Annotated in this window: 18 protein-coding genes and 8 tRNA genes; 21 read left to right on the top strand and 5 right to left on the bottom strand. The window is 39.3% G+C overall.

Annotation, left to right across the window (positions count from 1 at the left end; all coding sequences use genetic code 11):
• The first annotated feature begins 108 nt into the window (after positions 1–108).
• The 8 genes from H5116_RS17340 (at position 109) to H5116_RS17305 (ending at position 7,612) form a co-directional block, all read left to right on the top strand.
• On the top strand, positions 109–612 hold the full coding sequence (locus H5116_RS17340; RefSeq protein WP_182716714.1) for an NYN domain-containing protein: 504 nt from the start codon (positions 109–111) through the stop codon (positions 610–612).
• A 174-nt stretch (positions 613–786) separates the two neighbouring features.
• Positions 787–1,707, top strand: coding sequence for an NAD(+) diphosphatase (gene nudC, locus H5116_RS17335; RefSeq protein ID WP_182716732.1), 921 nt, complete (start codon positions 787–789; stop codon positions 1,705–1,707).
• Between the two features lie 9 nt (positions 1,708–1,716).
• Positions 1,717–2,898 carry a cystathionine beta-lyase gene (locus H5116_RS17330; protein ID WP_182716713.1) on the top strand — a complete coding sequence of 394 codons (1,182 nt, stop codon included), beginning with the start codon at positions 1,717–1,719 and terminating at the stop codon, positions 2,896–2,898.
• A 144-nt stretch (positions 2,899–3,042) separates the two neighbouring features.
• Complete coding sequence (locus H5116_RS17325; protein ID WP_182716712.1) at positions 3,043–3,870, top strand: ABC transporter permease; 828 nt, start codon at positions 3,043–3,045, stop codon at positions 3,868–3,870.
• On the top strand, positions 3,867–4,775 hold the full coding sequence (locus tag H5116_RS17320; RefSeq protein ID WP_007377980.1) for an ABC transporter ATP-binding protein: 909 nt from the start codon (positions 3,867–3,869) through the stop codon (positions 4,773–4,775). The genes H5116_RS17325 and H5116_RS17320 overlap by 4 nt, the downstream gene beginning before the upstream one ends.
• The gene (locus tag H5116_RS17315) at positions 4,775–5,149 is read left to right on the top strand and encodes a PH domain-containing protein (protein ID WP_007377979.1); all 375 of its coding nucleotides are present in this window, start codon (positions 4,775–4,777) and stop codon (positions 5,147–5,149) included. The genes H5116_RS17320 and H5116_RS17315 overlap by 1 nt, the downstream gene beginning before the upstream one ends.
• A 199-nt stretch (positions 5,150–5,348) precedes the next feature.
• On the top strand, positions 5,349–6,143 hold the full coding sequence (locus H5116_RS17310) for a putative porin (protein ID WP_002962833.1): 795 nt from the start codon (positions 5,349–5,351) through the stop codon (positions 6,141–6,143).
• Positions 6,144–6,808: 665 nt separating this feature from the next.
• Positions 6,809–7,612, top strand: a complete 804-nt coding sequence (locus tag H5116_RS17305; protein WP_182716711.1) for a putative porin — start codon at positions 6,809–6,811, stop codon at positions 7,610–7,612.
• Positions 7,613–7,678: 66 nt separating this feature from the next.
• Here H5116_RS17305 and H5116_RS17300 read toward each other — a convergent pair whose 3' ends face one another.
• Positions 7,679–9,526, bottom strand: a complete 1,848-nt coding sequence (locus tag H5116_RS17300; protein ID WP_182716710.1) for a M2 family metallopeptidase — start codon at positions 9,524–9,526, stop codon at positions 7,679–7,681.
• Between the two features lie 167 nt (positions 9,527–9,693).
• On the opposite strand from H5116_RS17300, the gene H5116_RS17295 reads away from it, so the two are divergent.
• Positions 9,694–11,970, top strand: coding sequence for an acyl-CoA dehydrogenase (locus H5116_RS17295; RefSeq protein WP_138488818.1), 2,277 nt, complete (start codon positions 9,694–9,696; stop codon positions 11,968–11,970).
• A 341-nt stretch (positions 11,971–12,311) separates the two neighbouring features.
• On the opposite strand, the gene H5116_RS17290 is transcribed toward H5116_RS17295, so the two are convergent.
• Both H5116_RS17290 and cysK read right to left on the bottom strand, forming a co-directional pair.
• Positions 12,312–12,746, bottom strand: a complete 435-nt coding sequence (locus H5116_RS17290) for a hypothetical protein (protein ID WP_002963139.1) — start codon at positions 12,744–12,746, stop codon at positions 12,312–12,314.
• 142 nt (positions 12,747–12,888) lie between these two features.
• Entirely contained in the window at positions 12,889–13,857 is a 969-nt protein-coding gene (gene cysK / locus H5116_RS17285; RefSeq protein ID WP_002963138.1) for a cysteine synthase A, read from the bottom strand.
• Between the two features lie 362 nt (positions 13,858–14,219).
• On the opposite strand from cysK, the gene H5116_RS17280 reads away from it, so the two are divergent.
• From H5116_RS17280 to H5116_RS17225, 12 genes are all read left to right on the top strand, one after another.
• Positions 14,220–15,371, top strand: a complete 1,152-nt coding sequence (locus tag H5116_RS17280) for a dicarboxylate/amino acid:cation symporter (RefSeq protein ID WP_182696260.1) — start codon at positions 14,220–14,222, stop codon at positions 15,369–15,371.
• A gap of 108 nt (positions 15,372–15,479) precedes the next feature.
• Entirely contained in the window at positions 15,480–16,130 is a 651-nt protein-coding gene (gene uvrY / locus H5116_RS17275) for a UvrY/SirA/GacA family response regulator transcription factor (protein WP_002963136.1), read from the top strand.
• A gap of 9 nt (positions 16,131–16,139) precedes the next feature.
• A complete protein-coding gene (gene uvrC, locus H5116_RS17270) occupies positions 16,140–17,963 on the top strand; it encodes an excinuclease ABC subunit UvrC (protein WP_039488521.1) in 1,824 nt (607 codons plus the stop codon).
• Between the two features lie 42 nt (positions 17,964–18,005).
• The gene (gene pgsA, locus H5116_RS17265; RefSeq protein ID WP_032827134.1) at positions 18,006–18,551 is read left to right on the top strand and encodes a CDP-diacylglycerol--glycerol-3-phosphate 3-phosphatidyltransferase; all 546 of its coding nucleotides are present in this window, start codon (positions 18,006–18,008) and stop codon (positions 18,549–18,551) included.
• 212 nt (positions 18,552–18,763) lie between these two features.
• Positions 18,764–18,839: transfer RNA gene (locus H5116_RS17260), tRNA-Gly, on the top strand.
• 31 nt (positions 18,840–18,870) lie between these two features.
• A tRNA-Cys gene (locus H5116_RS17255) sits at positions 18,871–18,944 on the top strand.
• A gap of 37 nt (positions 18,945–18,981) precedes the next feature.
• A tRNA-Leu gene (locus tag H5116_RS17250) sits at positions 18,982–19,068 on the top strand.
• A gap of 64 nt (positions 19,069–19,132) precedes the next feature.
• Positions 19,133–19,208 (top strand) — tRNA-Gly (locus H5116_RS17245).
• A gap of 39 nt (positions 19,209–19,247) precedes the next feature.
• Positions 19,248–19,334, top strand: a tRNA-Leu gene (locus H5116_RS17240).
• Positions 19,335–19,383: 49 nt separating this feature from the next.
• Positions 19,384–19,459 (top strand) — tRNA-Gly (locus H5116_RS17235).
• 19 nt (positions 19,460–19,478) lie between these two features.
• Positions 19,479–19,552: transfer RNA gene (locus H5116_RS17230), tRNA-Cys, on the top strand.
• A gap of 38 nt (positions 19,553–19,590) precedes the next feature.
• A tRNA-Leu gene (locus H5116_RS17225) sits at positions 19,591–19,677 on the top strand.
• Positions 19,678–20,147: 470 nt separating this feature from the next.
• Here the strand turns inward: H5116_RS17225 and H5116_RS17220 are convergent.
• Positions 20,148–21,746, bottom strand: a complete 1,599-nt coding sequence (locus H5116_RS17220; RefSeq protein ID WP_182716709.1) for a BCCT family transporter — start codon at positions 21,744–21,746, stop codon at positions 20,148–20,150.
• A gap of 164 nt (positions 21,747–21,910) precedes the next feature.
• A complete protein-coding gene (locus H5116_RS17215) occupies positions 21,911–23,326 on the bottom strand; it encodes a sodium:alanine symporter family protein (protein ID WP_182694390.1) in 1,416 nt (471 codons plus the stop codon).
• Between the last annotated feature and the right edge of the window lie 492 nt (positions 23,327–23,818).

The raw sequence follows: 23,818 nt of genomic DNA, 5'->3' as shown, positions 1-23,818 counted from the left end.
GGTTACATAAGGGTATGTAACTAATTTAGGTTACTTAAATATAAATTGCAAGGTACACTTATTTTATAACGTTACTTTTATTGCTATTAATCCTCACTAGGACACTAAATGACTTTACAAAACGAGCAGCAAAGCACGAAACCACGAGTCGGTATTTTTGTTGATGTGCAAAATATTTATTACACGTGCCGCGAAAGCTACGGAAAAAACTTTGACTACAATGCGTTTTGGCGGGTAATGCAAACGCAATACAATATTGAATGTGCTTTTGCGTATGCTATTTATCGAGGGGATGAAAAGCAAAATCAGTTTCAGAATATTTTGCGTGCGATTGGTTTTGACGTAAAGCTAAAGCCATTTATTCAACGTCGTGATGGAAGTGCTAAAGGCGATTGGGATGTAGGCATAACAATAGACATGTTAGAGCAGGGTAAAAATCTTGATAAGGTTATTTTGCTCTCTGGCGATGGTGACTTTGCCTTGTTACTTGGGCATTTAAAAAATCAATATAATGTACCGTGCGATGTTTATGGTGCTGACCGGTTAACCGCTGAGGTATTAAAACAAAGCGCTGAGCAATTTCATTTAATTGATAATACTTTGCTACTGTAATAGCAAAAAATAGTTAAAAAAATGCAAGCTAAGTGCCTGCAACATGAGAGATTTTAATACAAAGCCGTAATAGATGAATTAAGCCTTATATAGGCTTTTTTTATTACTGTAATCAATTGGGTTTGCTAAATGATTATGGTAATTTTAAAGCATAACGAGTTACCAAGGACTTACATGCTTCATTACAGCAACATGCCATTAGATAGAGGCTCAAATTTTCGTAAAGACCCATCGTGGCTTAAAGCGCAAATGTCGGCGCAAAGTAAATGGGTTTTAGTTAAAAATAATCAAACCCTATTTATTAAAGATACCCCTAAAGTAAGCTATTTAACATATCAACAAGTGGCACATTTAGATTTAACGAGTGCTATTTTTGTTGGTTTAAACAATGCTAAACATGGTGTGTTTGCACTGGATGTATCTGATCTGGGTGAAAGCGTACTTACACCTTTAATAGAGGGCGCTCAGTTTTTTGATATTCGCCAATATGGGCCTCAAGTAACCATTAAATATGCCTCAATAGCGGCCCTTGCGAGAGGTTTATGTTATTGGCATGCCACGCATCGTTTTTGTGGGCGCTGTGGTAGTAAAAACCGTTCAGTGGAAGCCGGGCACTCTAGAGTGTGTGAAAACGAAAACTGTAAGCATCCTACATTCCCGCGCACCGATCCTGCGGTAATTATGGTGGTTACTAAAGTCTTTGCAGATGGAGTAGAGCGCTGCTTGTTAGGCCGCCAAGCTGCGTGGCCCATTGGTATGTATTCGTCGCTTGCTGGATTTGTAGACCCAGGGGAGACACTGGAACAAGCTGTTGCGCGTGAAGTTAAAGAAGAGGCAGGTATAGAGGTTGATAATGTACGTTATGTAGCATCTCAGCCTTGGCCGTTCCCATCGTCAATTATGCTTGGTTTTTTTGCAGAGGCGACATCTGAGGAAATTAACGTAGATAAAGAAGAGCTAGACGATGCAAAATGGTTTAGCCGTGAAGACTTAGCACAATTTGGTAATTGGCACGAAGAAGGTGAGCATTTAAAGCTGCCTAGAACCGATTCTATCTCTCGTTATTTAATTGAGCATTGGCGCACAAACCCTTAAGGATTAACAATGTCGAGTAAAAGTAATAAAAACACTCAGCTGGTATCATCAGGGCGAAAAAAAGCCTATACACATGGCGTAGTAAATCCCGTTGTACAGCGTGCATCTACCATTGTATTTGATACTGTAGCCGATTTAAAAGAAGCAGCTAAAACCCGTGGCGATAAAACGTTATTTTATGGGCGCCGGGGAACAACAACACACTTTGCGCTGCAAGAAGCGATTACAGAACTTGAAGGCGGCGAAGGGTGTGCATTGTACCCTTGTGGCGCTGCGGCGATCAGCCAAGTATTTTTATCGTTTTTAAAAACCGGTGATCATATTTTAATGGTTGATAACGTGTACGAACCAACTCGCGATTTTTGCGATAAAATTTTAGTGGGACTGGGCATTACAACAACCTATTACCCGCCAACCATTGGCGCAGGTATTAAAGATTACATTCAGCCAAATACTAAAGTGTTGTTTTTAGAGTCTCCAGGTTCTATTACGATGGAAGTGCAAGATGTGCCCGCTATGGTAAAAGTAGCCAATGAGCACAACGTAATGACCATGCTTGATAATACCTACGGTAACGGCTTGCATTATCGCCCGTTAGAGCACGGTGTTGATATTAGTATTCAAGCTGCAACAAAGTATATTGTTGGCCATTCAGACGTGATGATGGGTGTGGCTGTTGCTAATAAAAAGTATTGGCCAACCTTGCGCGAAAACTCGTACTTACTAGGGCAATGTACCAGTGCCGATGATGCGTATTTAGCGCTTAGAGGCCTGCGTACAATGGGTGTGCGTTTAAATCAACATGAAAAAGCAGCAATAGAAGTAGCTAAATGGCTTGAACAACATGAGCTTGTTGATCATATTCGCCACCCTGCATTTGAAACCTGCCCAGGGCATGAGTTTTTTAAACGTGATTTTGATGGCAGTAATGGGCTGTTTTCATTTGTGATGAAAACCGGTAATCAAAAAGCGATTGATGAATTTTTAGATAGCCTTGAGCATATTAAAATGGGCTTTTCGTGGGGCGGTTTTGAAAGTTTAGTAACGGCTAATTTAACTATGAAAGGGCTACGTTCAAATACAGGTTGGGATTTAGGCCCGGTTATTCGCCTGCATATTGGCCTTGAAGATGTTGAAGATTTAATTAGCGATTTAAGCCAAGCACTTGAGGTTTATAAGCAGCATTTATAATTTTTAACGCAATTTATGTTGTTACATTTAAATGTATTGTTACAAAGCTCACCATTGGTGAGCTTTTTTTTTGCTGGTAATTCAAGGTGTTTACACTTAGTGTGGATAAATACACAGAAAATAAAAAGTCATTAAGGATAGTCAATGGCAACACCATTACCGATAAACGTAGGGCGATTAACGCAAATAGCGGGATTTGAGCTTGTACGTATGTTTTTAACTAAACGTGGACTTATTGCATTAGCTGCCTTTGCATTGGTGTGGCTAATCATACTGCGCTACCCAATAGGGCAGGCAGTAGGCATTGTAAGTGCGCCCGATTTTGAGCAAATAGCCCGTGATATATCAGGTTCTATTGGTTTAAGTAAATTATTGGATTGGCCTGAGGCCGAATTTGCTATGTACTGGTTAATAGCCCTGTATAGCTTTCCCGTTTTTGGTTTATTTATTTGTAGCGACCAAACGGTAGGCGACAGAGAACGTGGCACACTGAGGTTTTTATCACTGCGCTCCACTCGCTTTGAAATACTGTTTGGCCGTTTTTTAGGGCAGCTAGCGGTATTAGCCTGCTTAGTGGGCATTACTCTTGTGGCTACGCTCGCTGTACTAGGGTTTAGAGATCCAAGTTTACTGGCAGGTGGTTTTGCCCGTGCACTTTCTATATTTTTAATATTAGTGATTACTCTGTGCCCATTTGTAGCACTTATGACGTTAATAAATACTTTTGCTCGCTCATCGCGCTTATCTATTGTATTGGCAATTTTATATTTTGCAGCAGGCGGTGTTGTAGTTGGTATATTGCAATGGCAAATACCCGCATTAGGCTTGCTTGATTATTTATTTCCGGGTGTGCAAATAGAGTTATTAGCGGGGCAAAATTTACCATTATTAAGCGCTGTTGCTATTCCCCTTGTACAAACAGCGGTGCTACTAAGCGTTGCTCAACGTATTTTTGCAAGGAGCTCACTATGAGACCATTAATTACAGCTAGCGGTTTGAGTAAATCGTATGGTGCAAAACTTGCGCTTAATAATGTGGACTTTGAAATTAACAAAGGCGCGCCAGTGGCACTTGTAGGGCCAAATGGTGCGGGTAAAACTACCTTATTTAGTTTGTTGTGCGGCTATATTGCGCCAAGTAAAGGCAGCCTTGAAATATTAGGGCATAAACCTGGTAGTGCTGCTTTATTTAATAAAGTAAGTGCATTACCGCAAGACGCGCAACTTGACCCTCGTTTTAATATAGATAAGCAACTCGCCTTTTATGCCAAGCTGCAAGGTATGGGTGCTAAGCAAAGTCAAACTGAGGCGCTACGTGTACTTGATTTAGTTGGCTTAAAAGAAATTGCAAAGCAGCGTGCGGGGGATTTATCGCACGGTATGCGCAAGCGCGTTACGATAGCGCAAGCACTTATTGGCGCACCACAAATTGTAATGCTTGATGAAGCAACCGCAGGGCTTGATCCGATTCATGCCAGAGAAGTACGTGAGCTGGTATCAGAATTAAGTGAACAGGCTACATTTATTTTAAGCTCTCACGATTTAACTGAGCTTGAGCGACTATGCTCACAGGTACTTCATTTAGATAAAGGCGTACTAAGCGAGCATCAAACAAAAACTAATAATACCGATAAACACTTTTATACATTAATGCTAAGCGAGGCTTATCAAAATGTTGAGCAACAGCTTCAAGCAATTGCAGGTGTGAGTCGTGTGTATATGAGCCAACATAAAGAATATGTAGTTGAGTATCAGCCAACGAGCGATCCACTTGATATTGCACTACTGAATTTTTGTCATCAACAACACTGGCAGTACCGGCAGTTAGTTAATGGTCATACATTAGAGAATCAAATATTTAAACAGGAGAAAGTATAATGGGTTTACTTAGCGGACTTATGGGTAATGCAAGCGAAGTTGACGATTCTGATTTAGAAAAAATCCTCGCCAATACATTAATTGACGGCGAGCAAGTAGAAAAAGCATATAAAGTAGTACGTGATATGTTTATTTTTACTAATAAGCGCTTAATCTTAATTGATAAGCAAGGTATGACAGGTTCTAAAATGGAAATGGTGAGTATTGCTTACTCTAAAATTACCAAGTTTAGTAAAGAAAGTGCAGGCCATTTTGACTTAGATGCCGAGCTAAAAATATGGGTTGGCTCAGATCCAACACCAATTAGTAAAGAGTTTAAGTCTGGCGATAATATTAACGATGTTTACCGAATTATTAGCCAACACGCGCTTTAATATAGTACATGTTTTAAGTAGTTGTTGACTAGATGTTGCAACTACTTTAATTTTACAGTTTACAACACTTCCTTACAATTAACTTAATAAATACAACTGGTTAGTTAAGTTTTCATTCAGTTTCCTAACGTTAGCATGTGCCTCGACTTTAGCAATACAGCTAGAGCACAAAAAGCAATGTACATAGGGAAGTCTTACAATGAAAAAATTAGCAGTTATTATTTCGAGCATTTTATTATCTAGCACTGCGGCTGCTGCAGACAGCTATAATTCAATTAGTAACCTAAGCTACAAAAATAGCGATAACAACGACACCGTTGCTGTAGATTCTATTTACTACTTATCTCCTAAAAAAACTTTAGGTCCGTACGATCAGTTTGAATACATCAATAAACAAACTAACGTATATGGTGGCTACGCTGATGACGACTTTGGCGATTTAACATCGGTTGGTGGTGAATACTTTATTAATGAATTTGTTGTTGGCGCATCTTACGAAAACCTAGACCCAGATTCAGGTTCTAACAGTGAGCTTTATAAACTGACGGGTGGTTACTTTTTCAACCCTGATTTACTTGCAAAAGTAACACTAGTTGAAAACAAAGACGGCGACGATTACGCATTATTTGATTTAGCTTATAACTACATGCTAAATAGCACAGATTACGTAGGTGTTACACTTACATCAGACGACGATTTTGATTACCGTGCAGTTGCTGCTAAATACTTTATTGATTTACAGCAAGGTAACTACCTAACTTTTGAAGGTAAATACGAAAGCATTGATGACGCAGAAAACCAATGGGTAGCAGAAACTAACTATTACTTCTCAAAAGCAACATCTGTATTTGCTAACTACAACAAGCAAGACACTTACAGCTTTGGTGCTCAACACTTCATCAATAAAAATATTGGTGTAAAGGTGGGTTACGAAAACAACGCTGATGATTCTGATAACGATGCGTACTTTGCTAACATGCGTTTTCAGTTTTAATTAAGTCCCGTACTTAGTTAATACAAAAGTAATATCAAAAGCCCGCTAAATTTAGCGGGCTTTGTCGTTTTTAAACGTTTGAGTTTTTAACTGTAAATTATTACCAGTCGCAATTACGCCCTTTATTTTGCTCATCTAAATACTTCTTTTAAATTATAAATAGAGTCGCCATGAATGGCTAAATTGTTATTAAAGTCATTAAATGCAGTCGATGATAATAGCTATAAAATAGTAAGTATTGGAGTTGTTTTTGCTAGTAAACAATGGTTATTGGGAAAAAACAGATAAAAATATGCACTTATACAAACCTATTTTTTATTATAAATTCAGAAATAATGAATTAATTATAGTCATTATTTTGAGAAATTAGAAAAATTTAGTGAGGGGAGGTTATATTGATGAGGTTTATCGAATAATTAAGTTGTGTTTAATTTAGCGACAACTTGTACCTTATTTGTTACTTTTTGAGTTTAAATGATGACAGACTATTGTTACGTAGATTTTATTGATACCCGTTGTTTACATTTGCTTGTAATTATTTACATTTCAAGTGGTTTTAATTTGCCCTCTTATTCAGTTTTTGTTCATTTTTTTGACGTTAGGATGCGCCCCGACTTTAGCTAGACAGCTGAGGCATAAAAAGTAATATTTATAGGGAATTTAAAATGAAAAAATTAGCCGTTATCATTTCGAGCATTTTATTATCAAGCGCTGCAACCACTGCAATAGCCGCAGATACTTACCAATCAATCAGCCATGTAGGATACGTGGATGTAGATGGTGATGACACACTAAGTGTTGACTCAACTTATTATTTTTCTCCAAAAGCGACGTTAGGTCCTTACGATCAATTTGAGTACATCAATAAGCAAACAAATGTTTATGGTGCATACAGTGATAATGATTTTGCAAATGTTACTAGCATTGGCGGTGAGTATTTTGTAGAAGATTTTGTATTAGGTGCACAGTACAATAATTTCGATAGTGATTTTGGCTCAAGCACGGATGTAATTGAACTTTCTGCAGGTTACTTCTTTAATCCAAACCTTTTATTAAAAGCAACGTTTGTTGATGTAGAAGATGCTGAGAATCAGTTTGTGTTTGACCTAGCATATAACCATGAATTAAATAGCACTGATTATATCGGTTTCACAGTAACAGCAGATGATGAGTTTGATTACCGTGCAGTAGCAGCTAAGTACTTTGTTGATTTACAGCAAGGTAACTACTTGACTGTTGAAGGTAAATTTGAAGATGTTGATGGTGGTTCAAGTAACTGGGAATTAGCATCTAACTACTATTTCAGCAAAGCAACATCGGTTTTTGTTACAGTTAATAAAAATGATGATTACACTCTTGGTGCTCAACACTTCTTCAACAACAATGTTGGTTTAGAAGCAGGTTACGGCAATAACTGGGATGATTCTGATTATGATGCTTACTTTGCAAATGTAAGCTTACAGTTCTAATTTAACTAAAATTAGAATATGAATAAAAAGCCCGCTCATTTGAGCGGGCTTTTTATTCAGCGCTATTTACCAGCCGCAGTTGCGGCCTTCGTTTTGTTTATCTAAATATGTTTGTAATGGTGCAAAGTAATCGAGCATTGCTGTTGCATCCATTTGCGGCTTACCTGTTACAGTTTCAAGCGCTTCTTGCCAAGGGCGAGATGAACCCATTTCAAGCATAGCGTTTAGCCTATCCCCTGCTTCTTTTGAATTATAAATAGAGCAGCGATGAATGGCTTTATCGTTACCGGCAATTTCACATAAGCTGCGATGAAACTCAAATTGTAAAATATGCGCTAAAAAGTAACGTGTATAAGGCGTGTTACCCGGAACGTGGTACTTAGCACCCGGATCAAAGTCGTTTTCGCTACGTGCGATAGGAGCTTGCACTCCTTGGTATTTTTCACGTAGTTCCCACCAAGCTTTATTGTAGTTCTCTGGGGCTACTTCACCTGAAAATACCTGCCAACGCCACTGATCAACCATTAAGCTAAACGGTACAAAGGCTACTTTATCAAGTGCCATTTTCATCAACAAACCGATATCTTTAGATTCATCAGGTACTTGTTCAAGTAAGCCGATTTCTTTTAAGTAACCCGGTGTAACCGATAAGGCAATGGTGTCTCCAATGGCTTCATGAAAACCATCGTTTGCACTTTCTTGATAAAATAAAGGCTGTTTGTTGTAAGCGCGCTGATAAAAATTGTGGCCTAGCTCATGGTGAATAACTGAAAACTCTTCGCCTGTGCGCTGAATACACATTTTAATGCGTAAATCGTCTTTGCTATCGATATTCCATGCTGATGCATGACACTGCACATCTCTGTCTTTTGGTTTTACAAACAGTGAACGCTCGTAAAATGTCTCTGGTAGTGCATCAAAACCCATTGAGGTAAAAAAGTTTTCAGCCCCTTTGACCATTTTAAGTTCGTCGTAATTATTTTGAGCTAATAACTCGGTTACGTCGTAACCCGGATCGGCGTTTTCTGGTGCAACTACATCGTAAATATTACCCCATGCTTGCGCCCACATATTACCAAGTAAGTGTGCTGGTATTGGCTGATCTTGAGGTACTTTGTCGGTGCTGTACTTTTCACCTAACTTTGCGCGAACATGGCAATGTAGCGAGTTATAAAGTGGTTTAACTTGGCCCCAAATACGGTCAAGCTCAGTGGTGAAGTCATCAGCAGGCATATCGTATTTACTGCGCCACATAGCGCCCGTATCGGCATAACCAAGCTCCTTTGCACCTTCGTTGGTAAGTGCTACTTGTTGCTCGTAAAGTGGGCGCATGGGTTTTGATATTTCACGCCAGCCTTGCCATAAATCAAGTAGTTCGTTGTAATCTCGGCTGGTGGCCATTTTTGAGGTCATGTCGCCAAGGCTCAAACAGCTGCTATCTTCTTTACAGTATTTACCTTTACCATATAGCCCGCCAAGCTCTGCGACAATTTGTGAAAGTTGCGCTGTTTTATCAGCGTCTTGTGGGGCAGGAAGTGTAAGTGCTAGTTTTAGTTTATCAAGCTTACGGCGAGCATCGTAATCAAGCTCTAGTTCGTCGTATTTTGCAGCTTCATTTGCTAAACGCACGACTGTTTCGGTCATTTTACGGTTAACTTCAGCCGATAGAGCAGATGTATCGTGAGTAATAAAGTTTGCGTAAATCCACTCTGCACGGCTCGATTCTAAATAAAGTGCACTCAGTTCTTTTTCTGTGTTTGTTATAAATGTATTTGCATCTTTAGCTGTTACAGCTTTTTTAGTGTGTGGTGAATCGGTAGTGTCGATAGATACTTGCGCATCGCAGGCCGTTAAAGCAAGAGTACTTGCTACCATTAAGGCGCTCATACTTAGTTTAAATCGAAAGGGGGTCATGCTATTCCTTTAATTTATTGTTATTAAAACGTTGATAATAGCAGTGATGTTTAAAACAATAAAATGAATGCGTTAAGGCTCACGACTCGTCGTGCAATGATTGTATTTAAATTAAGATGGGTCATAATTAAGTTACTATTTTCATTCAATGTGTAAGGAATGTGCGCATGTTAATATTTATAATATTGCTGGTCGTGGTGGTGGTTATTTTTGCGGTTAAAGATATTCGCCTAAACTTGATTAGTCGTCCTACGTTTAAAATGTTCAAAAAGGTGCTTCCGCCATTATCGCAAACAGAGCGAGAGGCGATGGAAGCAGGTGATGTTTGGTGGGATGGTGAGTTATTTAGTGGTAACCCAGACTGGCAAAAACTGCACCACTTTCCAAAACCAGAGCTTAGCGATAAAGAAAACGCATTTATGGCTAACCAAGTAGAAACCTTATTGGCGATGCTTGATGATTATCAAATTGTACAAAAAGACAAAGACTTACCAAAAGAAGTGTGGGATTACCTAAAAACAGAAGGTTTTTTTGCGCTGATCATTCCTGAAAAATTTGGCGGTCGTGAGTTCTCAGCAATTGCTAATTCAACGATAGTGTCAAAAATTTCGACTAAAAGCTTAACAGCCGCAGTCACTGTTATGGTGCCTAATAGCTTAGGTCCGGGCGAGTTACTTCTTCACTATGGTACTAAAGAGCAGCAAGATCGTTGGCTGCCAAGTTTAGCTAATGGTACAGATGTTCCTTGTTTTGCACTAACGGGACCAGAGGCGGGCTCTGATGCTGGCAGCATTCCTGATTCAGGCGTTGTGTGTATGGGTGAGCACAATGGCGAGCAAGTAATGGGCCTGCGTTTAAATTGGTCAAAACGTTACATTACGCTTGCACCAGTGGCTACTGTACTCGGCTTAGCATTTAAAATGTATGATCCAGACGCTTTATTAGGTGATAAAAAAGAGCTAGGTATAACGTGTGCGCTTATACCAACCGATCATCCGGGTGTTGAAACGGGTGAGCGTCATTATCCGCTTAATATGGCCTTTATGAATGGTACCACTTACGGTAAAGATGTATTTATACCACTGGACTGGATTATTGGTGGTCAAGAGTGTGCAGGGCGTGGCTGGAGAATGCTTGTTGAGTGTTTAAGTGCAGGGCGTGGAATATCACTACCAGCATTAAGTGCAGCAACTGGGCATTTAGCTTCAAAAATGACATCGGCATATGCAATGGTACGCCAGCAGTTTGGTGTATCTATAGGGCAATTTGAAGGCGTGCAAGAGGCACTTGCGCGTATTGGTGGTTTAACTTACACACTTGAGTCGTGCAGATTAATGACCGCAGGTGCGATTGATTTAAAATTAAGCCCGTCGGTTGTAACAGCGATCGCTAAATACCATATGACTGAAATGGGTCGTACGGTAATGAATGATGCAATGGATATTCATTCAGGTAAAGGAATTCAAGTAGGGCCTAATAACTATTTGGCGCATGGCTATATGGGGATTCCAGTATCAATTACAGTAGAAGGCGCGAATATTCTAACGCGTAATTTAATGATATTTGGTCAAGGTGCAACGCGCTGCCACCCATTTGTTTTAAAAGAAATGGAAGCCGCTGCAATGGAAGATGACGACGCAGCACTTGAACAATTTGATGGCTTATTAATGAACCACATACTATTTGCAGCAAGTAATGCAGGCATGGCATTTGTGCATGGCTTAACACGTAGCTACTTTGCTAAAGCGCCTGTAGGTGGTGAAACGGCTATTTATTATAAACAACTGAGTAGAATGAGCCGAGGCTTAGCTATTTGTACAGACGTTGCAATGTTAATGCTTGGCGGTGAGCTCAAACGTAAAGAAATGATATCAGCGCGTTTGGGTGATGTATTAAGTCATTTGTACTTAGCATCAACTGTTTTAAAACGTTATGAAGATGAAGGGCGCCAACAAGCTGATTTACCATTTGTAAAATATGCAATTGAGAACTCATTATTTGAAATTGGCCAAGCGTTTAATGGCTTCTTTAAAAACTTTTCAAATCCGGTTGTGAATTTTATCCTTAAACGTATAGTGTTCCCGCTTGGAAACCATTACCACAGACCAAGTGATGAAATAGCACAAAGTATTTGCGAGCGTATGACTCAACCTGGTGTATTTAGAAACCGCTTAACGCATTTATGTTATGTAGATGAAAATGCAGGTACAGGGGTCATGGAAAGCGCATTTTTAGCTATGCATGATATGCAAGCGCAGTTTAAAGACTTAAAACAATGGCAGCGTAAGGGCAGTGTGCCTGCAACGCTTGATATTGAAGGTGCTATAAATTATGCGCTTGAAAATAAGTTGTTAGAGCAAACGGATGCTGATGCAATGCATCACGCTAATAAGCTACGTAAGAAAGCCATTGCAGTTGATAACTTTCAACCTGGTGAGCTGTAGCGCAGTACTTTAAATACTAGGGCGTGTTGACCTTTCGTGGTTCAATTTGCAGCAGACTGTTTGGTTTTTAGGCAAGGCAGAGCCTATGTAGTGTGGTTATTCCCCATAAATAGGCGATAACGCAGCATAAATGCCAAACATGCGCTGCCCTTTGGGTTCTTTCTAGGGACGATTAACTCTTTGTTGCTCGGTTTTACTTAGCCCACTAGGTTACAAACCTCGCGCCGCGATTAAATCGCCCCTAGATTGAAAAAATTTCAATCCACAAAGATCAACACGCCCTGCTAAAACGAAAAAGGCCTTACGAATGTAAGGCCTTTTTATGTTTAATTCATTTATTTTTAACGAGCGTAAGGGTCGGCAACAATTTTATCTATGTACCATTTTCCCTTTTTACGAAGCATTTTTACACTGCGCATTTCGTCAATTTTATCACCATTTAAATAGCCGGTAAAAATAAGGTTTATTTTAGCGTTATCGCCGTATTGTTCACGGACGCTCATATTGGTCATATCAACTTCAATGGTGACTTCATCGTATTGCATATTTACTAAGTTACGGGAAAACTGTTTAGCGGTGCCGTAGGATTTCATTATACGTGTAAGGTTGGGGGTTGCCATGGTGCTGGCTTTTTGAAGGTCTTGCTGGTTATAAAGCGCATCAAAATAAGCGGTTGCTGTATCGCCAGGAGTGTCGCCAAGTGTTTTGGTATCGTCACCACAGGCTGATAAAAATAAACAGATGACCAAACTTAATAAACTCGTGATTTTTTTCATATTAATTATTATTAATTAGTTTTTTTAAAGTGTGTGGTTTATCTATGCAGATGTAAAGGTATGGCAGGCAATAAATAGAAAATTGGATAATAAATAATAAAAAAGGATGCCTAAAGCATCCTTCTAAAAATCTTAAAATTACTTATTGTACTAGTTCTTGTTCACTAAACTCTTCATCAAACATTGGGCTTGATAAGTAGCGCTCAGTTGCACTAGGTAGGATAACAACAATATTTTTATCTGCGTTTTCAGGCTTTTCAGCAATTCGCTTAGCTGCAACAACCGCTGCACCTGACGAAATACCTACTAAAATACCTTCTTTTTTCATTAACTGATGCGCCATTGCAATTGCGTCTTCGTTAGATACAAGCTCTGCGCCATCAATTAAGTCCATATCTAAGTTGCCAGGAATGAAGCCAGCACCAATACCTTGGATTTTATGAGGACCTGGTTTAATTTCTTCACCGGCAAGCGTTTGGCTAATAACTGGAGAGTTAGTTGGCTCAACAGCAATAGACTTAACGTTTAGACCTTTTTCTGTTTTAAGGTAACGGCTAACACCTGTAATAGTACCACCAGTACCTACACCGGCTACAAAAAAGTCTACTTTGCCATCAAGCGCATCATAAATTTCAGGGCCTGTTGTTTCAAAGTGAATTTTTGGGTTTGCAGGGTTTTCGAATTGTTGTAATAAAATATACTTATCAGGTGCTGTTGCTTGAATTTCTTTTGCTTTTTCAATTGCGCCATTCATACCTTTTGCACCGTCGGTAAGTACTAGATTTGCACCTAATGCTTTTAATAGCTTGCGACGTTCTAGGCTCATGGTGTTTGGCATAGTAAGGGTTAACTTGTAACCACGTGCTGCTGCAACAAATGCAAGTGCAATACCGGTGTTCCCCGATGTTGGTTCAATAAGTTCTTTACCTTCAACAAGCTGACCTGACTTTTCAGCTTCCCAAATCATCGATGCACCAATGCGGCATTTGATACTAAAGCTTGGATTACGAGATTCAACTTTAGCGTATACATTCCCACCTGTAACACGGTTAAGTTTTACCAGCGGTGTATTACCGATGCTTAGTGAGTTATCTTCAAAAATAGTAGACATAATGTTCCTTTGGATGCAATCTGATCAACGTGTTAATAGCCTTTGCTACTAACTATATAAACACACTTTACTGTGAGTTTAAAAAAACTAAAGTAAAGTTTGGCTATAACATATATCTATTGGGCTTATAACCAGTCGAAATAAAAATCAATTATTAGCGGTGCTTTAGTTATTATAGGTGCGGGCTTAATTTAAAATTTAAAGAGTAAAACTTCGTTTAGTCAAAAAATGTACAAAAGAGTATTGAATTAAGCTGTGTTTGTTCGATATTTGTGCATATAAATGTAACTTGAATAGTTTTATCACACAATGCGTCTAAAACATGATAAAAACACGTATCTAAATTCAATTAAGCAATCACAATGAAATTAATCTTAAAATTAATTGCCGGTATTGTGGCCGGTATCCTAGTTGGACTATATGTACCTATAACTGGTGTTGAACTTTTATTCACAGTAAAAGAGCTGATTGGTCAAATTATCTCCTTTACCATTCCACTTATTATATTATTTTTTATTGCATCAGGTATTGCAGGCCTACCAAAAGGGTCTGGTCACTTACTTGGTAAAACAGTCGGGTTTGCTTATAGCTCTACAATTATTGCAGGTACGCTTGCATTTTTATTAGTAAGTGCTGTTATCCCTTTTTTAAGCGGTGGTATTACATTCGAGGCAGAAGTTGCTACAGAAATTGGCAGCTTTATTGATTTAGAAATTCCACCTCTAATGGGGGTAATGACCGCATTAGTAACTGCTTTTGTATTTGGTATAGGTATGAGCCAATTAGAGCTTGATACGCTTAAAAAGGTGTCTGATCAGGGCCGTGATGTGATTGACGGATTATTATCAAAAGTAATTATCCCTGCTTTACCATTTTACATTGCAGGTGTATTTGCCGAAATGACGGTAGCGGGTACTGTGGTAGATACACTGCGAACATTTGGCGTAGTACTAATTGCAGCGCTTGTTATGCACTGGTTATGGTTAAGCGTTTTATATATAGCGACAGGTGTACTATTAAAACGTAATCCAATCGAATTAGTTAAAAATATGCTACCAGCTTACTTTACAGCGTTAGGTACTATGTCAAGTGCAGCAACGATTCCAGTATCGCTTCAATCAAGTAAAGCAAATAACGTTAAAGAAGATGTAGCAAACTTTACCGTACCACTGTGTGCAACCATTCATTTATCTGGCTCAACTATCACTATAGTAACCTGTGCAATGGCTGTTATGTTTTTATCGCCAAGCATGGAAGTCCCTTCATTAATGGGTATGCTACCGTTTATTATGATGTTAGGTGTAGTAATGATTGCAGCACCAGGTGCTCCAGGTGGCGCAGTTATGTCGGCGCTTGGTCTATTAACAAGCATGCTTGGGTTTAATGAAGGCGCGGTTGCATTAATGATTGCACTTTATTTGGCACAAGATAGCTTTGGTACTGCGTGTAATGTAACGGGTGATGGTATCATTGCGTTATGGGTTGACAGATTTAGCGAAAAATCGTCATCTTAAACTATTAGGGCGAGGCAATAATATTAGTTATTGTTTCGCTTTATGTATGTTACTGTGGCAAATTAATTTAATTAAATTGCATGTTGTTAGGTAAGTGAGGATGTTCCATTGATTAATGTACTTTTAGTTGATGACCATGAACTTGTACGAACAGGAATAAAGCGTATTCTTGATGATGTACGAGGGTTTAAAGTAATTGGTGAAGCTAAAACTGGCGAAGAGGCTGTACAGTTTTGTCGTCAGCATGCGCCAAACATAGTATTAATGGATATGAATATGCCAGGCATGGGCGGATTAGAAGCGACTAAAAAGATTTGTCGTTACTGCCCTGATGTAAAAATTATTGTGCTTACCGTTAACTGTGAAGACCCGTTTCCGAGTAAAGTAATGCAAATTGGTGCACATGGCTTTTTAACTAAAGGTGCAGGTTCTGACGAAATGGTGCGTGCCATTCGTTGTGTTCATGCCGGTCAGCGTTATATTGCCCCTGAAATTGCACAGCAAATAGCACTTGCGCAAGTGACAGGTCGTACAGACGAAAATCCTTTTCAGAGCTTATCTGAACGCGAACTGCAAATTATGCTTATGATCACTAAAGGTGAAAAAGCACAAAATATAGCTGAGCGTTTAAACCTAAGTTCAAAAACAGTAAATAGCTATCGCTACCGTATGTTTGAAAAGCTAAATGTAGGTGGTGATGTTGAGCTTACCCATTTAGCAATCCGTCATAAAATGATTGATATAGACGTTTCGTACTAACTATAATTTATGTCTGAATTTGATCACGTACATTTTCTCAAAACGCTATCAAGTGAGCCGGGTGTATACCGCATGCTTGATAGTGACAACCAAGTTATTTATGTTGGTAAAGCTAAGCATTTAAAAAAGCGTGTGAGCAGTTACTTTAGAAGTAACATTACCGATAGCAAAACACGCGTTTTAGTGAGTAATATTTGTGACATCGAAGTCACACTCACTAATACTGAAACAGAAGCGCTGCTGCTTGAAAATAATCTAATAAAAAAATACCAGCCTCGCTACAACATATTATTACGCGACGATAAGTCGTATCCCTATATTTTATTAACTAGCCATAAACACCCTCGTTTAGCGTTTCATCGTGGCAGCCGTAAAATTAAAGGTGAGTACTTTGGACCTTTTCCGAGCGCGGGAGCGGTATCTGAAAGCTTGCGGTTAATGCAAAAAATATTTCCTGTTCGTCAATGTGAAGATGCTTATTACCGCGCAAGAAGTCGCCCGTGTCTGCAATATCAGCTTAAGCGTTGTTCAGCTCCGTGTGTGAATAAAGTTACGGATGATGATTACAGCGAGCAAGTTGACTATGTCCGTAAGTTTTTAACGGGTAAATCTCACGAAGTTATTGCTGATTTAATAAAGAAAATGGAAGCAGCCAGCCTACAATTAAACTTTGAACTGGCGGCAAAAGTTCGCGACCAAATAATGCTACTTCGTAAAATGCAGGAGCAACAGTCTATATCAGGTAATTTTGCTGAAATGGACGTAGTTGGTTTTGCTCATTTAAATGGTTTAAATGGTATTCATTTATTAATGATCCGCGATCACAAAGTATTGGGTAGTAAAACGTATTTTCCAAAAGTACCTAAAGATTCAAGTGAGCAAGAAATATTGACTTCATTTTTAGGACAGTACTATTTAGCGCCAGGAGCAACAGGGCGTATTGCAAAAGAAATCATATTACCTTTTGAAATAGAAGAGAGCGGGGCACTCGGTGAAGCACTCACACAAATAAGTGAGCGCAAAGTAACACTTAAAGTAGTTACCCGTGGTGAGCGTGCTCAATACTTACAACTGGCCAATAAAAATGCATTAAACAGTATTGCAGTTAAGCAAAGTACCCAAGACTCTATTAATAAACGTTATGCACAATTAAAAGCAACACTGCGACTTGATGATATTACCCGAATGGAGTGTTTTGATATAAGCCACACCATGGGTGAGAACACTGTTGCAAGTTGTGTTGTATTTGACTCACAAGGCCCAAATACGAAAGAGTATAGGCGCTATAATGTAACGGGTATAACCGGTGGTGATGATTATGCTGCAATGGAGTTTGCACTTAATAAGCGTTACAACAAATTAGTAGATGAAGACAAAATTCCAGACGTTATCTTTATTGATGGTGGTAAGGGGCAACTTGGGCGCGCGGAGCAGTACTTTTCTAACTGGCCACATACAAAAATGCCTTTATTAGTAGGTGTCGCTAAAGGTACTAGCCGTAAGCCTGGCCTTGAAACACTATTAATTGACGGTGGTCGAAAAACCATTCCTATGGATTCAGATGCACCTGCGCTACATTTAATACAGCATATACGTGATGAATCTCATCGTTTTGCAATTGCAGGGCATCGTAATAAACGCCAAAAACAACGTACGCAATCACTACTAGAAGAAATAAATGGAGTCGGCTCTAAGCGTCGGCAAACATTATTAAAATATTTAGGGGGCATGCAGGGAGTAAAAGCTGCTAATATAGAACAGTTAAAGAAAGTTCCTGGGATCAGCCCTGACATGGCTGAGAAGATATTTAACCATTTGCATGACAAGGGCTAGCCCTACATGCGAATATAGCAAAAAAGACATATCCAAGTAGTTATGTGGAATATTCCAAACACACTCACAACATTTAGACTTTTTCTTATCCCCGTTTTTTTGGTGATATTTTATTTGCCTTATAGCTGGGCTTTTTTTGCTGCCGCCTTTATTTTTTGGCTTGCATCAATCACCGATATACTAGACGGTTATTTAGCAAGAAAGCTTGAGCAATCAACCCCTTTTGGTGCTTTTTTAGATCCTGTTGCTGATAAAGTAATGGTATGTGCCGCACTTGTAGCGTTATCTGATCAGTACCAGTCAATGTACATGACCATACCTGCTCTTATTATAATAAGCCGTGAAATTATCATATCTGCACTTCGTGAATGGATGGCAGAGCAGGGTAAGCGTGGTAATGTCGCTGTATCAAACATGGGTAAAATCAAGACGGCTGCACAAATGTTAGCCATTATCGGTTTGATTTGGCAATATGATACATGGATGAACTATTTAAGTTTTGGACTACTGTACATTGCGACCTTTTTAACCTTGAGTTCTATGATGCAATATTTACGTGCAGCATGGGGTGAATTGACTAAAAATTAACTCTAAATGTATAATAACGCACCGTTTTAGATAAAAAACAAGCAAACAGTTCAAAACTAGCATTTTTTGTATTGACGCGTTTAATAATCTCTGTAGAATGCGTCCGTGTTGAGAGGGCATAGCCCCCGAGATAAACGAAACGGTAATTAATCAGTTACCTGAATGTTCACATAAATCATCATGTGCTAATTCAAATAACTGATAAATAAAATGCGGTACTAGCTCAGTTGGTAGAGCGCGACCTTGCCAAGGTCGAGGTCACGAGTTCGAGCCTCGTGTACCGCTCCAAGTTTATCTTAAGGTTAATACCCCGTACTGGGGCGGAATGGCAGAGTGGCCATGCACCGGATTGCAAATCCGTCTACCTCGGTTCGACTCCGGGTTCCGCCTCCATTTCAACACTCCACACGCTTTAATTAGCAAACTCGATGCCCGAGTGGTGGAATTGGTAGACACAAGGGATTTAAAATCCCTCGACTAACAAGTCGTGCCGGTTCAAGTCCGGCCTCGGGCACCACTTTGTGGTTTAATTGCATTACCAAGTGTAATTTATAAAATGGTTAATTTAGAATTAATATGATGCGGTACTAGCTCAGTTGGTAGAGCGCGACCTTGCCAAGGTCGAGGTCACGAGTTCGAGCCTCGTGTACCGCTCCATATTAGTTTTATCCACTTGCTTTAAATAGCAAACTCGATGCCCGAGTGGTGGAATTGGTAGACACAAGGGATTTAAAATCCCTCGACTAACAAGTCGTGCCGGTTCAAGTCCGGCCTCGGGCACCACTTTAAATTGTTTAACCAAGATAATTTGAAGTTGATAAAATAGTATTTTGCGGTACTAGCTCAGTTGGTAGAGCGCGACCTTGCCAAGGTCGAGGTCACGAGTTCGAGCCTCGTGTACCGCTCCAAATTATTTGGAAACATTTAGGCGGAATGGCAGAGTGGCCATGCACCGGATTGCAAATCCGTTTACCCCGGTTCGACTCCGGGTTCCGCCTCCATATAATTTACTCCACACGCTTTAATTAGCAAACTCGATGCCCGAGTGGTGGAATTGGTAGACACAAGGGATTTAAAATCCCTCGACTAACAAGTCGTGCCGGTTCAAGTCCGGCCTCGGGCACCATCTTTACTAAAATCCTCAGATAAAATTCACTTAAATTCTAAATTGCTTCTAATTTTAAAACATTCAAAAATTATTCTTACTTAAATTCTCTAATCTTATTTTTAATACCTACTTACCTTTAAAATCTATTTCTTTTTATTATCTTAGAGTTTCATCATCATACATTTATAAAGCTCCCTGTTTGTAATTAACCGTTACTACTTTTATCCCAGCTGGTTAATTAACTGAATTGGTATAAGAGCACCTGTGTATAACAAAGCAAAAAATCAGAACGCTGGTTATTTAATTTTCTTGGCAATTACTCCTGTACCTAAGTTTTAACGAGGGGTGGCATTAATGAATATAATAGAAGTGCGGTGTCTAAAAATAAATTTAAGGTGGGAGTATAGGGAATGCGTTAAGCACTTAGTTATACGAATTGCGAAGATTTTATAAGCGACCCTTGAGGATCGCTTATAAAGGATAAATTGTTATTGCAGTTTACTCTGAGCTTTGTAAATTGGATACTCGCTCAACAAGCCTTGAATAAGCGCAACACACATTAAAATAAGTACTATTGAAAACGGCAAAGCTGTAGTAACTACGCCCGACTGAAGCGCTTGCAATGCTTGCGAGCCACCAACCCAGAGCAATACTGCTGCAATCACGCCTTCGACTGTGGCCCAAAATATACGTTGTGGCACTGGTGCATCTATTTTACCGCCCGCAGTTATACCATCTATTACTAGCGATCCTGAATCAGACGACGTTATAAAAAACACCAAAACGAGTGCTATAGAAATAATAGAAATAAAACTAGAAAGAGGTAACTGCTCGTATACTTGAAATAAAGTCACTGAGATATCAGTTAAACCATTTTGTCCAAGTGGGCCAACTTTATCTATAACTTGTGTAATTGCCATATTTCCGAACACGCCCATCCAAACCAAACTAAGAAGCGTTGGTAGGCCAATGACGACGAGTAAAAACTCGCGTACAGTGCGCCCCTTTGAAACTCGGGCAATAAACATCCCAACAAACGGCGACCATGATATCCACCATGCCCAATAAAACACAGTCCAAGAGTGCATCCAATCTTCATCGGGTCTATTGAATGGATTGCTCAAAGGTACAAAGTGCTCTACGTACGCCCCAAGGGTAAACCAAATAGCAGTAATTGCATCAGAGAAAGTAAGGGCAATAACGGCTAATAATAAAATAAATGCACAAATTAAATTAACATTGCTCAGTACTTTAACACCCCCCTCAATACCTCTAATAACTGAGATAATTGCAATGCACGTTACTAAACCAATAACAGACATTTGAAAAGCAGTCCCGTAATCAGTGCCTAACAGATAATTTATCCCGCTGGTAGCTTGTTGAGCGCCAAGGCCTAGCGATGTAGCTAAACCAAATAAAGTAGACAGTACAGCGAGTATATCTATGATATGACCGAGCCATCCCCAGGCGCGATCACCAAATAATGGATAAAAAACCGAACGTATAGATAAAGGAAGGCCTTTATTAAATGCAAAAAAAGCCAAGCTTAATCCAACAACAGCGTAAATCGCCCATCCATGTAAACCCCAGTGGTACATGGTTGCACCCAAAGCTAAAGAGTGTGCTTGCGGTGAGTTTGGCTCAACGCCCATAGGCATATGATACCAACCAGTATAATATGCAGTTGGCTCAGCAACTCCCCAAAACAGTAAGCCAATCCCCATTCCTGCTGCAAAGAGCATTGAAAGCCATGACATGTAACCATGTTCAGGACGAGCTTTTACGCCACCCAACCGAATTTTACCTAAAGGAGAAAATGCTAAAATAACGCAAAATATCACAAAGGCATTGGCTAGTAACATAAAGTAACTATCAAATTGATTAATTATTGCGTCTTTAGTCGAGGTTAGTGCATCACGGGTAACGGTAGGGTCAAAAACTAGGGTAAGTATTACAAATAAAACAACTAAGAAGGCGCTTATACCAAATACTGGGTTATGGATATCAAATCCCCACTTTTGTACATTATCTTGCCCAACTTGGTAATCAGTAGTGTCTATACTGTATTTTTTTGTCATGTCATCCATCGGTTCTCCTTTTTATAGATAACTTAGTTCATACATCCTACGTAATTAAATATAAAATAGTTTTAAAATTAATATAACTTTTATTTATAAGAAATGAGATGATTAAGCGTAGTATTTGTTATTTTTAGAACTAAAAAAGCGAGCCGTAGCTCGCTGATTATTTTCTATTCCCAGGCCTCTGGGTCAACCTCTTTAGCAAGTTTAGGATGCTTACTTTTGTCAAAGGTGGGTATTAAGCCCTTTTTGCGTTGTTCGTTATAGTCTTTTGAAAGCCATACAACAACACCTGAAAGCATAAATAGCGCTATAACGTTTACAATGGCCATTAAACCCATTGATATATCTGCCAGCGTCCAAATTAAACCAAGCTCACCAACAGCACCAAACATCACCATACCTAAAACAACAAGTCTAAAGATAAACATACCTTTATTAGAGTTGTGCTCTAAAAACATTAAATTTGTTTCAGCGTAAGAGTAATTAGCCACAATAGAAGTAAAAGCAAAAAACAATATAGCAATAGCAATAAAGTAAGTACCCCAGTCGCCGACATGTTCTTGTAATGCTGCTTGTGTAAGTTCAATCCCCATAACACCAGATTCAGGTACTAATTGCTGCGATAGTAAAATAAGAGAAGCAGTCGCTGTACAAATAACAATAGTATCAATAAATACGCCTAACATTTGCACATAACCTTGTGATGCTGGGTGAGGAGGGTAAGGTGTCGCAGTAGCCGCGGCATTAGCTGCACTACCCATACCAGCTTCGTTTGAGAATAAACCACGCTTTATACCTTGGATCATCGCTTGTGTAACACCATAACCAATAGCACCAGCACCAGCTTGTTCAATACCAAAAGCACTTTTTATAATAAGCACTAGCACATCTGGTAGTGCAGTAAAGTTAATGGCGCATACATAAAGTGCAACCAGCAGGTAAGCTAATGCCATAAATGGCACAACCATTTCAGCAAAGCGAGAAATTGTTTTTAGGCCACCAAAAATAATGATGCCAGAACCAATAACCAAGCAAATGCCTACTATATACTTAGGTACATCAAACGCTACTTCAAATGCTGCAGCAATAGAGTTTGACTGTACTGCGTTAAATACTAAACCAAAGGCTAAAATTAAACATAACGAGAATAAAGTTCCCATCCAACGTTTGCCTAGACCGTTTTGCATATAATAAGCAGGGCCACCTCTAAAATTACCATCTGCATCTTTTGTTTTATAAGCCTGAGCTAGAGTACTCTCGGCAAAACTTGTAGCCATACCTATTAATGCAATAAGCCACATCCAGAAAATAGCACCTGGGCCACCTAGGTATAAGGCGACAGCAACACCTGCCATATTGCCAGTACCGACACGAGCTGCTAATGAAGTACAAAAAGCCTGAAAGGATGAAATTTCGTTATCGGCACATTTACGAGAACCAAACATAACTTTGAACATATGTGGGAATTGCACAAATTGAATAAAGCCTAGTCGAAAAGTAAAGAAGAGGCCCGCTGCTATTAATAAGTAGACGAGAACTTGCCCCCATAGAAGGGCACTTATACTATTTATTATGTCTGTCATGGATACTGCCTAAATACATGAGTTAAAAAAAGTGACCGCAACTTATCACATCAGGATAAAAGTGTTTAGTTTTAAAGTTCAAAAACAGAGTTATCAACAGGGTTTTGTGGGTAACTTGTGTCTATCGTGTGCACTTGCTTGGGGCTTAATTTTAATTACTATTTTATGCAAATAACGCTTGCGTAAAATCCGCCGCTCCCTATAATGCAACCCCACTGAAACGGGAAACGCCGAAGCATAGCGAGGCACGAACTGCTCAGAGAGTTAAATAAAACTTCAGTTTTAAATCTTCTAAAAAGAAAGTTTAAAACAAAGTGTTGACTCGAAAAATAAAGGGTGTATTATTCGCATCCCTTGAGACGCTAATGCGACTCAAAACGTTCTTTAACAATATAAAGCAATCATCTGTGTGGGCACTCGTACAGATTGAGTTCTAACAGCCAACCTACTTAGGTAGCGAGGCAAACAAATTAGAGTCTCAATTGAAAACTG

Origin of the sequence: Pseudoalteromonas sp. SG45-2, from assembly GCF_014164115.1 — a bacterium.
Lineage (GTDB): Bacteria > Pseudomonadota > Gammaproteobacteria > Enterobacterales > Alteromonadaceae > Pseudoalteromonas > Pseudoalteromonas distincta.
Note: the sequence above shows the minus strand (reverse complement) of the source record. Positions and strands in the feature narration are given on the sequence as shown.